Origin of the sequence: Citricoccus sp. SGAir0253 (assembly GCF_005877055.1) — a bacterium.
Taxonomy (GTDB): domain Bacteria; phylum Actinomycetota; class Actinomycetes; order Actinomycetales; family Micrococcaceae; genus Citricoccus.
This window is the reverse complement of sequence record NZ_CP039424.1, coordinates 1570933-1584551: the sequence shown is the minus strand read 5'-3', so window position 1 is coordinate 1584551 and position 13619 is coordinate 1570933. Positions and strand designations below refer to the sequence as shown.

Below are 13619 nucleotides of genomic sequence, written 5' to 3'. Positions count from 1 at the left end.
GGTAGCGGCCGACGAACGATTCGGAGGCATCCCCTACCCGAGGAAGGTGCCCCCACCCCGGAGGGGGATGCGCCTGGAGAAGGCGAAGGGACGGGGGCACCTGAGGGAGACGCTAGTCGGGTGCTGAGCAGGGGAACGGAGGCGCGGGGGAAGATCTGAGGAAGAGACCAAGAACACCCCAGGCAGCACCCCGGAGAGGGCAGGAGGGGCAGGGATTTCCCTTGAAACCGTCTCGTCAACGATGGGTCATGAAGGTCGCTGGGTGCCGTCTGTCAGGAAGCGGCGGAGCTCTGCGATCTCGGCACCGAGCCGGTCGATGTGGGCCTCGGTCGCTGCGGTGCTTTTCTCCTCCTCCGCCGCTACCTGCTCGATGATCCAGGAGGCCAGGGTCGCGGTCACCACCCCGAGCAGGGCGATGCCGTAGATCATCAGGCCTATAGCGATCAGGCGGCCGGTGAGTGTCACCGGGTAGAGATCCCCATATCCCACGGTCGTCACACTCACGATGGCCCACCACACGGCGTCTCCGAACCGGGTGATCAGAGAATCCGGGTGCCCCGCCTCGGCGTCGTACATGGCCAGGGCAGCGATGTAGACCAGCAGTGCCGAGCCGCCCGTGACGTAGATGAGCACCCGACCACGCAGGGCGGTGCCGGCGATCTTGTTGATCACGTTCAGGGTGGCTAGCAGCCGAAGCAGACGCAGGGGACGCAGCATCGGCAGGGCAACGATCGCTAGCTCATGCAGGTTCCGGAGGAACCAAGAGCGCTTGGCCGGCGCCAGGATGAGGCTGACGGCGTAGTGGACGGCGAAAGCAATCCAGATGGCTTGGAGAGCTGCCGAAGCCGGGCCTTCCGGGATCGTCTGGGGCGAGAGGACTTCCCAGCTGTACACAGCCAGGTAGGCCACTGCCAAAAGCATGAGGGGCCATTCCGTGAGCGTCCGCCATCGTTCCATGGTCATCCCTCCAGTAAAGCCCGAAGTCCACTACGAGAGCGCCCCGAGAACCTGTCCCAGGAAACGAACCCCCACCGGTCCCGCGGGGAACTAAGAAGGCGTTAGCCGGCACCGTCCCAGCGAGGGATCCCCAAACGGGTACGCCTGGGCCCATGGACGGCGCCGCCGCCTAGCGATCGCAGAACACCGTCATTCCTTCGCCGGGCGCGGTCAGTGCGGCGCGGGGACCGCGGGGTGTGGAACTAGGCGTGGGATGAGCCGGACGTAGGTAACCATGCCGACGAGCTCGACGAGGGTCTGGGTGACCACGACGACCGCGGCCAGGGCCAGGGACTCGGGCAGAGCCAGGGCCAGGGGCAGCACGACCAGGGAGTTACGGGTGGCCCCGGAGAACACCACCGCCCGGGTCGCCGGCGCGTCCTGGCCGAAGACCCGACCGGCGAGCACCCCCAGCGGGACCATCACGACCAGGAAGGCGACGTAGAGCGGGATGACCCGCAGCAGCGAGGACAGATCCGCCCGGACGGCGGCGATCTGGGAGGCGACCACGACGGCGAGGGTGGTCATCATCAGCGGCACCATCAACGCCTCCATCACCTCCATGACCTTCCGGGCGGCGGCGGAGCGGGTGGCCACGTACTGGGTGATCGCGGCCAGGGTCAGCGGGGCGACGATCAACAGCAGGAAGGCCTCGAGGAACGGGGCGACGTCTAGAACCTGGAACAGTCCTGGGCCCATGAACAGGCCCAGGTAGGCAGGCAGCAGCAGCATCTGCGCGAGCATCAGCAGCGGGGCCGCGGCCAGCAGCCGGTCGTGGGCGGCCCCGGCGAGGCCGGAGAAGACGATGACGTAGTCGATGCACGGGGTCAGCAGCACCAGCAACACCCCCAGCAGCAGGGCCTGGTCGTCGGCGACGAACCTGGAGAGCGCGTAGACCACGACCGGGACGACGATGAAGTTCAGCACCAGCAACCCGGTCAGGAAGCGGCCATCGCGCAGGGCCCGGCCCAGCCGGGTCAGTGGCACGCCCAGGAACGTGGCGTACAGCAGCACCATCAGTACCGGGTTGATCGCCAGCTCCAGGGCCGGGGCGGTGGACGGGGCGGCCAGCCCGAACACCGCGCCGACCCCGAGGGCGGCCAGGTATAGGGGGATTTGCCACCGTTCCAGCCAGCCGATCATGTGTGTCCTTTCCGGGAGAGAACCTTACGACCATCCTCGCGCAGCTGCCGGTCGGGGAGACGTGGCTGTGATTATCAAAAGTCGACGACACTAACTTCATAAGTGGGCTGCACGATTCTCCAGAGGCCACCCCAACGCGGTCCACAAGAGGAACGACTTACGGTGCCCATTCGATGGAGTTGCCGACGGCTGCATGTGCGACGGTTCTTACCCGTAGGGGGATCCTCTCCGGAACGCAAACGGTCATTCTGTCCCGGACAGCTTCGTGACTGAGGGTCCTGTGCGCCCCGGTCAGTAATGTCGGGACCATGAAGCTTCACGCGCGGCAGGACCGGGCGCACCAGAGAGATTGGAGCCCCATGGGCAACGCGGACCGAGCGGACGGCACACGGGAGGATCGGGAGTCCGGGTTGCGCTCGATGGCCATGCACTTCGGCGGCCGGGTGGTCGAAGGAAAGGACTTCCGGGAGGCCGTGCTCGAGCGGATGCAGGCCAACCTCCCGGGATTCCCGCCGGAGCGCTACGAGGCAGAGCTCGATGCCGCCCTGACCCGGATCGACGAGGAGCAGGTGCGCGTCATGTCCCGCCGGGAGCAGCTGATCACCGAGGCCCGCCAGCTCGATCCACTCGACGCGGTGTTCACGATCCACTACTTCAATCGACGCTTCTCCGACCGCGTCGGGGAATACGGCCTCGGCCGGATCAACCTCATAGACGCCCTGGGGGACCTGTATTCGCGCGAACAGGTTACCGAGGCCGTGCACCGCTGTGACGCCCTCATCGACGAGGCCATCCGCATGGGGTACGGCTCCTGGGAACACGAATCGAACATGGCCCGCCTGCGCCGGTCGCACCCCGGCTTCAGCGACCGGTCGTTGAGCAGCGCATTGGATTGGGGGCACCTCATCCACCGCTGAGCAGGCGGCACTGCCCTGACGGCCTCAAGAGTGGCAGACCACGAGGTCGATACCCTCCGGCGCAGACAGTCGACGCCTTGACGTCTGGCAGGCTTAGCCGCGGCAGCGGTCGCTGTCATCGGCCTGTACGTGCATGCCCGGACGAGGATGGGCTACGAGACACTCCAGCTGATTGGCCTCCACCCGGGCCGACTGCCTGGATGCCCCGCGCCTGTTGTCAACATGGCCAGTGTTCAGGTTCCCGTCATGTGGAATTTCTGGACAAGGAGGCGGTGATTCTGGTGCTGCTGGCACGGTTCACGGCATGCATAGATTGAGCCGAGTCATCCTCACCAGCACCGCTATCAGCACGCTCGCGCTTGGCGCCTCCGCGCCGGCGATCGGGTCCCCCGCCCCGGGGCAGAACCAGTCCACCGATACGCCGGCATCCCTGTCCCTGCCCTTGGAGGACGAGTCCCAGGTGTGGGTTGCCGCCCACCGGGGCCAGTGGCGTGACTACCCCGAGAACTCGCTGCCCGGGATCCTGAAGGCCGCCGAGGACGGCGCCGAGGTGATCGAGATCGACATCAAGCGCACCCAGGACGGGCACCTGGTGTTGATGCACGACGCCACCGTCGATCGCACCACCAACGGGACCGGGCGCGTCGAAGACCTCACCCTGGCCCAGGTCAAGGACCTGCGCCTGCGCCAAGGTCAGGGCAACGGCCCGGCCCCGGTGACCGACCTGCAGGTTCCCACCTTCACCGAGACCCTGGAGGCCGTGAAGGGCCAGAACATCCTGCTCAACCTCGACAAGGGCTGGGAGTACCGCGAGCAGCTGATGGCCGAGCTCGGGGCCGCCGGCATGGTCGACTACGGATTGTTCAAGGGTGCCCCCGACGCCGAGGAGGCCAACGCGTTCATGGCCGCCTACCCGCAGGCCCAATACATGCACATCATCAACGACAACCAGGTGGGCGACTTCGCCAAGTTCACCACCCACATGCCCGACGCCATCGAGGTCGCGTTCAACACGATGGACGACGCCCAGGCCCAGCCCGAGTACTTGGCCGCCATCGAGGCCCAGACCGACCTGTGGCTGAACTCCATGTGGAACTCCGTCGGCGGCGGCTACACCGATGAGGCCTCTCTGCGGGACCCCGACCTGGGCTGGCAGGCCCTGGTGGACATGGGCGCCGATGTCATCCAGACCGACGACGTGCGCATGATCAACGCCTGGCGCGCGGGCACCGACGTGACCCGCGCGGGGATGAAGCCCTCCAGCATCCGGGTCCAGGCCGAGGACTACCTGGATGACCCCGCGCACTACGCGGACAGCAACGACCGCAATGACTGCGCTGCGGGCAAGGCCATCCGCAACCCGGAGTCCCCGGTGGATGCGTGTGACCTCGACGGGGCGCATATCGTCCAGTACGTCCGTGAGGGCGAGTTCTTCACCCTGGAGGTGGAGGTCGACCAGCCGGGCATGTACGACCTGAGCCTGCGCCACTCGGCGGATACCGAGCCCGGCGGGACCGTCACCGTGAACACCGGCGAGGGTGCCGGCGACCCGGTGGCCCTGCCGAACACCACGCACAACCGGGCCTTCACCGTCACCGATCTCGGTCAGTACAGGCTCGACAAGGGCACCCATCAGATCAAACTGTCCTTCACCCACCCCGACTACATGAGCGTCGACTGGCTCCAGCTCGACCGCGGCCAGCGCGCGGACCAGGACCTGATGGACATGGGCCTCACCGCTCGATAGCACACCGCCATCCAGAGCAGGACACCAGAGGGGCCGGCCATCACCCGCCGACCCCTCTGGTGTACTTACCAACCGACGACACCGTCGGCCGCGCGGCGCCCACCCATCAACCTGGTGGGACCACAGCCGGTCATCGATTCCCTTTCGGATCATGTGGGTTGCATCTGATGCACAGTCCAGGGGTTCGGCCTGGTTCCGGCAGTGGGCCGTTCGCTCCGTGGCTGGCGCCGGGGCTGCGCTGCTCAGGCGCTGGGAACGGCGGGGGCGTCGAGGTAGACCTTGGATCCTGCGGCCCGGAACTGCGCGGACTTGGCCTGCATGCCGGCGATCGCCTCTTGGGCCTGTGCGCTGCCGTACTGGTCGCGGATGTCTTGGGAGATGCGCATGGAGCAGAACTTCGGCCCGCACATGGAGCAGAAGTGGGCCGTCTTGGCCGGTTCGGCCGGCAGCGTCTCATCGTGGAAGGCCTCAGCGGTGTCCGGGTCCAGGGACAGGGCGAACTGGTCCCGCCACCGGAACTCGAACCGGGCCCGGGACAGGGCATCGTCCCGCGCGGTCGCCCCCGGGTGGCCCTTGGCCAGGTCCGCGGCATGGGCGGCGATCTTGTAGGTGATGACCCCGGTCTTCACGTCGTCCTTGTTCGGCAGTCCCAGGTGCTCCTTCGGGGTCACGTAGCAGAGCATCGCCGTGCCGTACCGGGCGATCTCGGTGGCCCCGATGGCACTCGTGATGTGGTCATAGCCCGGGGCGATGTCCGTCACGAGGGGGCCCAGGGTGTAGAACGGGGCGCCGTGGCACAACGCCTGCTGGCGCTCCACGTTCTCCCGGACCAGATGCAGGGGGATGTGCCCGGGGCCCTCGACCATCACCTGGACGTCGTGTTCCCACGCCCGGGCGGTGAGTTCGGCCAGGGTGTCGAGTTCGGCGAACTGTGCGGCGTCGTTGGCGTCGGCGATCGAGCCGGGGCGCAGCCCGTCGCCCAGGGAGAACGCGACGTCGTAGCGGGCGAAGATCTCACACAACTCGTCGAAGTGGGTGTAGAGGAAGTTCTCCTCGTGGTGGGCCAGGCACCACCCGGCCATGATCGACCCCCCGCGGGAGACGATCCCGGTGACCCGGTCCGCGGTCAGCGGCACGTAGCGCAGCAGCACCCCGGCGTGGACGGTCATGTAGTCCACGCCCTGCTCACACTGCTCGATCACGGTGTCCCGGTAGATCTCCCAGGTCAAGGCGTTGGCCTCACCGTTGACCTTCTCCAGGGCCTGGTAGATCGGCACGGTACCGATCGGCACCGGGGAGTTGCGGATGATCCACTCCCGGGTGGTGTGGATGTCGTCCCCGGTGGACAGGTCCATGACGGTGTCCGCGCCCCACCGGGTAGCCCACTGCATCTTGTCCACCTCCTCGGCGATGGAGCTGGTGACCGCGGAGTTGCCGATGTTCGCGTTGATCTTCACCAGGAACGCCTTGCCGATGATCATCGGCTCAGACTCGGGGTGGTTGATGTTGGCCGGGATGATCGCCCGCCCGGCGGCGACCTCCGAGCGCACGAGTTCGACGTCGCAGTTCTCCCGCAGGGCCACGTAGCGCATCTCCTCGGTGATGATCCCGCCCCGGGCGTAGTGCATCTGGGTGACGGTCCGGCCGGCCTTGGCGCGCAGCGGCACCGGGCGGGCGCCCTTCCACTCCTGGGAGGCCTCGCCACGCCGGATCGCGGAACGGCCGTCATCGAGCAAGTTCCGCTCGCGCCCCGCGTACTCCTCAACGTCATCGCGGCCTCGGATCCACGATCCACGCGTCGGGGGCAGCCCGACCACCGGGTCACTGCCCGGGCCGGCCGTCCGGTACACCCGCAGCGGCGGATTGGGCACCCCGCCAGGAGAGTCCCCCAGGGCGATCTCGGTAACCGGCACGGCCAGCCCGTGCGCGGCATCGTGGACATACGAAAGGACGTGCGCATCTGATGCACTCATGGGAAATGTTCCTACTTCCTTCGCCGGCATGACCCGGACAGGTTCGACGGTCGCAGGCTGCCTCAGCCCGATCTCAGCCCCTGCAGTGGGGCACCCGTGTGGACGGCACCGACCCTAACACCCCGTCCCCTCCCCAGCCGTGTCCACTTTCCGATGCCTTCTCATCCTCGCCGGCCTCGGTCACCGGTCCCGTACTTGCTCCTGCCCCTGGCGTCACCCAGCCCGGCCAGGGTCGTGGCCGATGAGCCTCCCCTCACGACGGGGGCGTCGCAGTCGCCCAGCGGCTGGCCAGATGCCAACTGCTGGTCCCCTCCGGTCCAACACCCACGCTCGACAGGGTGCCCCGGAGCGGTGTCCGGAGGCCGGAGCAGGTGACCTGCCGGCGGCGACGCACCATGTGTCTACGTGCCGAGCTGATGGCCAACCGGCGGCCCTCCGTGGCCGCTCGACGACGGCCCCGACCATGGGTACAGACGCGACTGTCGGGGACCAGCGTGCGGCGACAACACGAGACACTGCGGCGAGAACCGAGCCACGTGTTCCTGCGGGCGACACCACTGGTGGAGCTTGGCCCCCACTGATCCTGGAGCGGTGGGTGGGTCAGGCCCGTCCTGCGGTGGCGTCCTGAAAGGGAGCGAGGCGCCCGACGTGGTCGTTTGCGGTCTCGAAGTGGTGGGCCGCGCGCAGCACGGTGGCCTCCTCGAAGGCTCGGCCGATGAGCTGCACCCCCAGGGGCAGGCCCGTGTCGGTGAAGCCGCTGGGCACGGAGATCGCCGGCAGGCCCGTGAGGTTGGCGGGGATGCAGAGCCGGGTGTAGCCCTCGGTGGCGTGCTCGCGGGTCCCGTCGGCCCATTCGTACATGAGCTGGTCTGCCGGGACGGCCGGCATGGGCGTGGTCGGGGCGAGGACCAGGTCCACGTCGGTGAGCAGCTGCTGCCAGGCGGTCTTGATCTGCTGACGGTGGCGGTGGGCGTCGATGTAGTCGGCGGCCAGGATGGTCTCCCCGACCTCGAGGAACGCCCGCACGTCCTCGGTGTAGAGCTCGTAGTCAGAGCGCATCGTCTCTCGGTGGTAGGCGCTGGCCTCGGCGAGCATGATCGCCCACTCGGCGGCCTTGTACCGCTCGCTCAAGGGCACGGTGACCGGGACGATGATCGCCCCCGCGTCCTGGAACACCTCTACCGCCCGGGCGGTGGCGGCGGCGACATCGGGGTCGACCGCGTCGGTGTAGTAGTTCTGCGGCACCCCGATGCGCAGGCCCTCCACCCCGGCGCCGAGCCCCACCGTGAAGTCCTCGGCGGTCCGGTCCACGCTGGCCGGGTCCCGCGGGTCGTACCCCGCCAGCGCGCCGAGCACAACGGCGGCGTCGGCGACGGTTCGGGTGATGGGCCCGACGTGGTCCAGGGACCAGGACAGAGACGCGACCCCGTACCGGGAGGTGCGCCCGTAGGTCGGCTTGATCCCGACCGTGCCACACACGGAGGACGGGATCCGGATCGACCCGGCCGTGTCGGTGCCCAGCGCGATCGGGAAGTACCCGGCGGCCACCGCGGCGGCCGACCCGCCACTGGACCCGCCGGGCACCCGGGTGGTGTCCCAGGGGTTGCGGGTGGTGGGCGTGATGCCCCCGAAGGCGAACTCGTGGGTGTGGGTCTTGCCCAACAGCACCATCCCGGCCTCGTTCAACGCGGCCACCGCCGCGCTGTCCTGATCGGGCACGAACTCGGCCCGCACCGCCGAGCTGGAGGTGGTCAGCACCCCCTGGGTGTTGTACAGGTCCTTGGCCCCATACGGGATCCCGTGCAGGGGACCGCGCGGGCCGGTCCGGGCGATCTGCTCCTGCGCGGCCTCGGCCTGGGCCAGGGCGGCCTCCGCGGTGCGGGTGACCATGGCGTTCAGGTGCGGCTCGGCGGCGTCTATGAGCTGCAGGCAGGACCCGGTCAGCTCCACCGGGGACAGCTCGCCGGCGGCGATCGCCGCCGAGGACTGGGCAAGGGTCAACTCATAGGGTTCCACGGCGGGGTCCTTTCAACAGGGGGAGTCACAGGGCATGGAAGGCGAATCCCGGCGGGGTCTCCCCCAGGCCGGTGCCGCGCAGCTGGCCCATCAGCGCCTGGATGTCCCCGGCCAGCGCCTGAAACGGCTCCCGCCCGGCCTCGGGGATGGACAAGCCCGTGGACTGCACCACGGCCGCCCACACCTGCTGGTCTTCGGCTCCACTCATCCGCTGCTCGCCTCCGTGTTCAGCCCTTCCCAGAAGGGCGGTTCCTGTCCCGCGAGTCTAGCCACACCGCCACGCCCGGACGTGGCACTCATCACATCCACCCATACCTGTTTCCGGTGAATTCAGACGCCACCGCACCGAGTGCCGGCCTGCGTCCCGGAACCGGGTCTGGAGTGCCGCGCCGCCAACGATGGTGTCCTCAGGTCGGTGACCCTAGCGTTCAGGGATGGGGAGCTTCGACTGGCATCCAGACGTGCACCGGCTCGCCGAGCTCCGCGGAGCTCAGGGGCGGGAGGCCCTGGGCCTGTTCATTCGCGCCGGCAGCTGGACCGCCACCCATGGCCGTACCGGGCTTATCCGCCACCCGGTCGCCCGGGAGCTCTCCGAGGGCAAGCTCGGCCCCATCGACCGCCTGGTGCGCGCTGAGCTCTGGCAGGACACAAGGCAGGGCTACCGGATGCTCCGCGGCCCGAACTCCGGGCCCGAGGCACCCGGGGCCCTATGGTGGTACGCCACTGCAGGCAGACCCCGCCAGGGTCTGGCCCCGGAGTCCACATCCGACCCGTGAGGGCACACCCAGCCTCCGCCCACCCGACTGCTGGTCCGGGGCCGCGCAGGCCGACCACCACCTGCTCGCCCGCCATCGGCGAGGAAGCCGGTTCACGAGGCGACCGATGGTCACGGTGGGCCAGCGCCCGGCCCGAGTTCACGATGCTATGACTCGTGCTGGCCTTCCCCCGCCAGCCATCACGGGGTGGCCGGGGGGCAGGCAGGGGGACGTCCGAGACGTTCATCCCGCCGCCCCGGCGTTGGAAGGCCGCCCCGGTTGGTGGATAGGAGATCAGCAAGCGGGGCGGCCCGGTCGCAACGGCTCTGGGCCGTCCCGACATGTCAGCTGACGGATTGAGGGGACGCCGCCGACCGCCGAAACATTAGCACTCATGCCGAGCGAAAACGGACCTGACATGGACTGACATATGCCCAACGCGTCGGGAGGGGGCGGGCGGGTGACACCACGGCCGACCGCGACCAAGCTCGCAGTGAGCATGACGGCGTGAGGTGGCGCCCGCAAGGGCGCCACCTCACGTGGGGTCTACGCCGGAGGGGCTCGATTCCCCCGAGCAGGTTCCTCCACGCAACCCCGTGCACCGTCTCACCGGAGCCCGGAAAGCGTATCAATCGGACCCCGCTGCGGATAGGTGCTGGCAGAAAGTGATGACCTGCTCCGTCGAAAATTCCGGCTGCCGGTCCGCAGCAGCAAGGTCCGGTTCCGCGTTCCGGCGCCGGGAACGGCGAGATCCTCCTACGTGGCCGCCCGGGCCAACCCTGGAGGCTCGAGGACCAGGAAGCGCCGACGGGGCCCACCCTGACCGGATGGAGGATGGACAGGCTCAGGGGTCGAAGATGTAGCCGCGTCCGCGGATGGTCTTGACGTGACGGGGCCGGGCCGGGTCGGCTTCGATCACCGCGCGGATCCGGCGGATGTAGGTGTTGATCGTCCTGGGGTTGTTGCTGGTGTCGCTCAGGCCGAGTTGGTCGCGTAGTTCCTCGCGGGAGACCACCCGTCCCCGGTTGCGCATCAACGTGACCAGCAGGGTGAACAGGAACAGGGGCAGGGCCGCCGGCTGACCGCGGACCGTGAGCCGATGGCGGGTCAGGTCGATCCGGACGTCCCCGGCCTCCATGGTGTCCGGCAACAGGATCTCCGGCGGGGCGCTGCGCCGCAGCACCGCCCGGATCCGCGCGGTGAGTTCCTGCAAGGAGAACGGCATCGTGAGGTAGTCATCCGCCCCCGCGACCAGGGCGCGGATCAGGGCGGATTCATCCTCCTGGGCAGCGACCAGGATGACCGGCACGTCCGAGCGGTCCCGGATCCACCGGCACAGCTCGGCACCATCGCGCCCCGGGCACAGCAATTCCAACAGGACCAGGTCCGGGTCCCGGTGCGCCAGCCACTCGCGCAGGCCGGCGCGGTCGGCCGCGACCACCACCCCGAACCCCTCGGCGGCCAGCGGGCCCGCCAGCGGTTGGCCGGTGCATGCCTCCTCTTCCACCAGGAGGATCCGCCTGCTCATGACCGCCCGTGGGGAGCGGCGGGCTCAAGGGTGGGCAAGCAGTGGCCGGTCATGGGCGCGCTCCTGGGTGGCGACAGGACATGGGGCATCGACGTCCCATGGTGACTTGCCGGTACGAGCAGCACGTGCGTCCCAGATGAACAACGAGGGAAGCATTCCAACTGGCGCCAGGGACTGGCGGATACCGCTGAGGCTTGGGCTCAGGAGCCTGGCTCAGTCGGGCCAGAATGATGGGGCCGAGTTGCCGGGGCTATGCCGGTTGAGGGTGTGGCGCGGCCGGGGTAGCTGGCTCTCACCGACCTGTCCGTGGCGGAGGCGGCCGTGGCGTCGAGGTGCGCCTCGTAGGCCGCGATCGCGACGCTGGCCCGGTACCGGCATTCCGTCAGATCCGGGACGGGCCCGCCGTAGGAGCGATGGACCCCGTCCAGGGCCAGGGCGGCCTTCTCGATCGCGTCCCGGCGGCGCGCGTCAGTCCTCGAGTTGGTCATCACCGGTGGCCAGGATGGCCAGTAGCCGGGCATCCTCGGCCGGGTCCCGGGTGTCGTGCGAGTTCATGTGTGATCCTTCCATAGTCCGCCAACATGCGGTTCGGTAGCCGGTCCGTCTCAATCAAGGCAGAACCGACATACTAGCCGTGGAACATGCCTATCGGCAGAGGCACGATGCGACACCGACATGGGGCGATGCCGAGCGGCCCCCCGGAGAACAGGGATTGAGGAGCATATGGCCCAGAAGGCTGAAGTAGTCCTGATCGATGACCTCGACGGCACCCCGGCCCGAGAGACCATCACCTTCGGAGTGGACGGCCGCCACTACGAGATCGACCTGTCCGCCGCCCACGCCAAGCAGCTACGCCAAGACTTGAAGGCCTACGTCCGCGCCGGACGGGCCATCGCACCCCCGGCCCCGCGCCGACAGGCCGCGGCCATCCGCCAGTGGGCCAAGCAGAATGGCTACGAAATTCCCGACCGTGGCCGCATCCATCAGGACATCGTCGCCGCCTACAACGCCGCCGGACAAAAATAGCCAGCCCGCCGGCTATGACGGCATCCGGCGCCCCTCGTCGATTCGGCCTGCCCGCCGCAACGTCACGACCGCCCCGCATGTCTCACAACCAAGATTGAAGACACGAATCCGGTCTTCGAAACTGCGATACATGGTTGTGAGAATCAAGGGCGTCGACAAGGACGCAGAAATCCGCACACTTGACATGAACCACCGAAGGGGCACATGAGACATCTTGCAACCCTTAGGTTGCGAGACCGGTTCGACGGTCGCGCTGCTAGACGATGGCCTGCGCCCCGATAGGAGAGTCTTCGAATTCGGCGTCCAAGTGGTCGAAGTAGTCCTGCAACGAGGAGAGTTGTTCGTGGGGAAAGCTCTTGAATGACAAGCGCCCATCCCCGTCACATTGTCCCGAGGCATATGCGTGCAGGGCGATGTGGTGCTGACCGTCCTTGTACTCCTGCTGCGTGCCGGCTAAGACATAACGAACCGTGAGTTTGGAGTGTGCGTCCGTCGGCTCGATGGCAAGGTTCAGAGGTTCCAGGTTGAGATCTTCGGCGTCGGGATCCGCCAGGGTGGACCAGTAAATCCATCCCGATTCCCACCCTTCCTCCAGGCGGTAAAAATCGCGCAGCAGGCGCTGAGTGTGCTCGTAGGTAGTTGAGCCCATTGATTCGGCGGGGATTGAGACGACCTGTGCGAGGAACTCGGATATCTTGTGTTCGATCTTCTGCTGTCTCGCTGTCAGGGTCGTGTCCTGGGTGACCCCAACTCTCTTGGCATTCAGGGACTCAACGAGCTCGTAACCGATCAGGATGAACGAGGCATTCGGGTTGAGTACTCGGGCTTCGGTAAGCGTTTGGATCGGAAGGCCGATGCATGTGTACAGCAGTGGCTCATTCGCCTCATTGAACCGGCCTGCAGTGGCCACAGCGGCGGGGGGCTCCCAAAGGTCTCCCTCGGTGATGCCCGCGTTGATCGCGTCCGCGTCCATTTCTCTTGCCCGCCACAGTTCTGTGCCCGCAGGAATCTCATCCCAACTGAACGGGAAGAGAAGGGGCCCGTCGGGCCTAGCGCGAAGTACGTGATCGACCTCTTTGTCCAAGTCGAAGATGGGGTCGGCAAACACTGACTTCCAGAACTTTTCGCGCCGTCGCTCGAAGGACGACAAGTCGAACTCTGAATAGACTTTGCGCTTCCAAGCAGCGGCTTCTGCTGCCCTCGCAGGCGGCAAGGCATCGTCTCTGGGATCTGGCCTCCAGACGCGGGGGCGGCGGTCATGTGTCACGACAGCGACCGTATCCCACCACTGGCGACCGCCCAGGTGCGGCTCACCTTCACCGTTCCAGGGCGCGGGCGATGCGTCGGAGGTAGCCGACGATGACGAGCAGCATGCCCAACACCATGACGACGTTGACTGCTCCTTCAGCGCCGAATCCCAGCACGAAACCGGCGAGGGTCAGGACAGCCCCGATGGCAACCATCGCGCTGTAGTTGGCGAACACACTGGTCTGCTTTTCTTCCATGTCAGCAGGTTAT

General features: G+C 67.5%; 11 protein-coding genes and 1 riboswitch. Of the genes, 3 read left to right on the top strand and 8 right to left on the bottom strand.

Features of this window, described 5'->3' with window-relative positions:
• Positions 1-246 precede the first annotated feature (246 nt).
• Both E7744_RS07025 and E7744_RS07020 read right to left on the bottom strand, forming a co-directional pair.
• The gene (locus E7744_RS07025; RefSeq protein ID WP_137773501.1) at positions 247-963 is read right to left on the bottom strand and encodes a potassium channel family protein; all 717 of its coding nucleotides are present in this window, start codon (positions 961-963) and stop codon (positions 247-249) included.
• A gap of 204 nt (positions 964-1167) precedes the next feature.
• Positions 1168-2139 carry an arsenic resistance protein gene (locus tag E7744_RS07020; protein ID WP_137773500.1) on the bottom strand — a complete coding sequence of 324 codons (972 nt, stop codon included), beginning with the start codon at positions 2137-2139 and terminating at the stop codon, positions 1168-1170.
• A 359-nt stretch (positions 2140-2498) separates the two neighbouring features.
• On the opposite strand from E7744_RS07020, the gene E7744_RS07015 reads away from it, so the two are divergent.
• Both E7744_RS07015 and E7744_RS07010 read left to right on the top strand, forming a co-directional pair.
• A complete protein-coding gene (locus E7744_RS07015) occupies positions 2499-3056 on the top strand; it encodes a hypothetical protein (RefSeq protein WP_137773499.1) in 558 nt (185 codons plus the stop codon).
• A 313-nt stretch (positions 3057-3369) separates the two neighbouring features.
• Positions 3370-4803: a glycerophosphodiester phosphodiesterase family protein gene (locus E7744_RS07010; RefSeq protein WP_168199779.1), complete on the top strand. Its 1434-nt coding sequence runs from the start codon at positions 3370-3372 to the stop codon at positions 4801-4803.
• Positions 4804-5045: 242 nt separating this feature from the next.
• Here E7744_RS07010 and thiC read toward each other — a convergent pair whose 3' ends face one another.
• The 4 genes from thiC to E7744_RS06990 form a co-directional block, all read right to left on the bottom strand.
• Positions 5046-6776 carry a phosphomethylpyrimidine synthase ThiC gene (thiC, locus tag E7744_RS07005; protein WP_137773497.1) on the bottom strand — a complete coding sequence of 577 codons (1731 nt, stop codon included), beginning with the start codon at positions 6774-6776 and terminating at the stop codon, positions 5046-5048.
• Positions 6775-6884, bottom strand: a riboswitch (TPP riboswitch). (Overlaps the previous gene by 2 nt.)
• A gap of 492 nt (positions 6885-7376) precedes the next feature.
• The gene (locus tag E7744_RS07000) at positions 7377-8792 is read right to left on the bottom strand and encodes an amidase (protein ID WP_137773496.1); all 1416 of its coding nucleotides are present in this window, start codon (positions 8790-8792) and stop codon (positions 7377-7379) included.
• A gap of 25 nt (positions 8793-8817) precedes the next feature.
• Positions 8818-9000: a hypothetical protein gene (locus tag E7744_RS06995; RefSeq protein ID WP_137773495.1), complete on the bottom strand. Its 183-nt coding sequence runs from the start codon at positions 8998-9000 to the stop codon at positions 8818-8820.
• A 1391-nt stretch (positions 9001-10391) separates the two neighbouring features.
• Positions 10392-11054, bottom strand: coding sequence for a winged helix-turn-helix domain-containing protein (locus E7744_RS06990; RefSeq protein WP_168199778.1), 663 nt, complete (start codon positions 11052-11054; stop codon positions 10392-10394).
• Positions 11055-11798: 744 nt separating this feature from the next.
• Here E7744_RS06990 and E7744_RS06985 point away from each other — a divergent pair.
• Positions 11799-12101: an Lsr2 family protein gene (locus tag E7744_RS06985; protein ID WP_137773493.1), complete on the top strand. Its 303-nt coding sequence runs from the start codon at positions 11799-11801 to the stop codon at positions 12099-12101.
• Positions 12102-12357: 256 nt separating this feature from the next.
• Here the strand turns inward: E7744_RS06985 and E7744_RS06980 are convergent, their stop codons facing one another.
• Both E7744_RS06980 and E7744_RS06975 read right to left on the bottom strand, forming a co-directional pair.
• Positions 12358-13251: a hypothetical protein gene (locus E7744_RS06980; protein ID WP_137773492.1), complete on the bottom strand. Its 894-nt coding sequence runs from the start codon at positions 13249-13251 to the stop codon at positions 12358-12360.
• Positions 13252-13417: 166 nt separating this feature from the next.
• Positions 13418-13606, bottom strand: a complete 189-nt coding sequence (locus E7744_RS06975; RefSeq protein ID WP_137773491.1) for a hypothetical protein — start codon at positions 13604-13606, stop codon at positions 13418-13420.
• Positions 13607-13619: the final 13 nt, after the last annotated feature.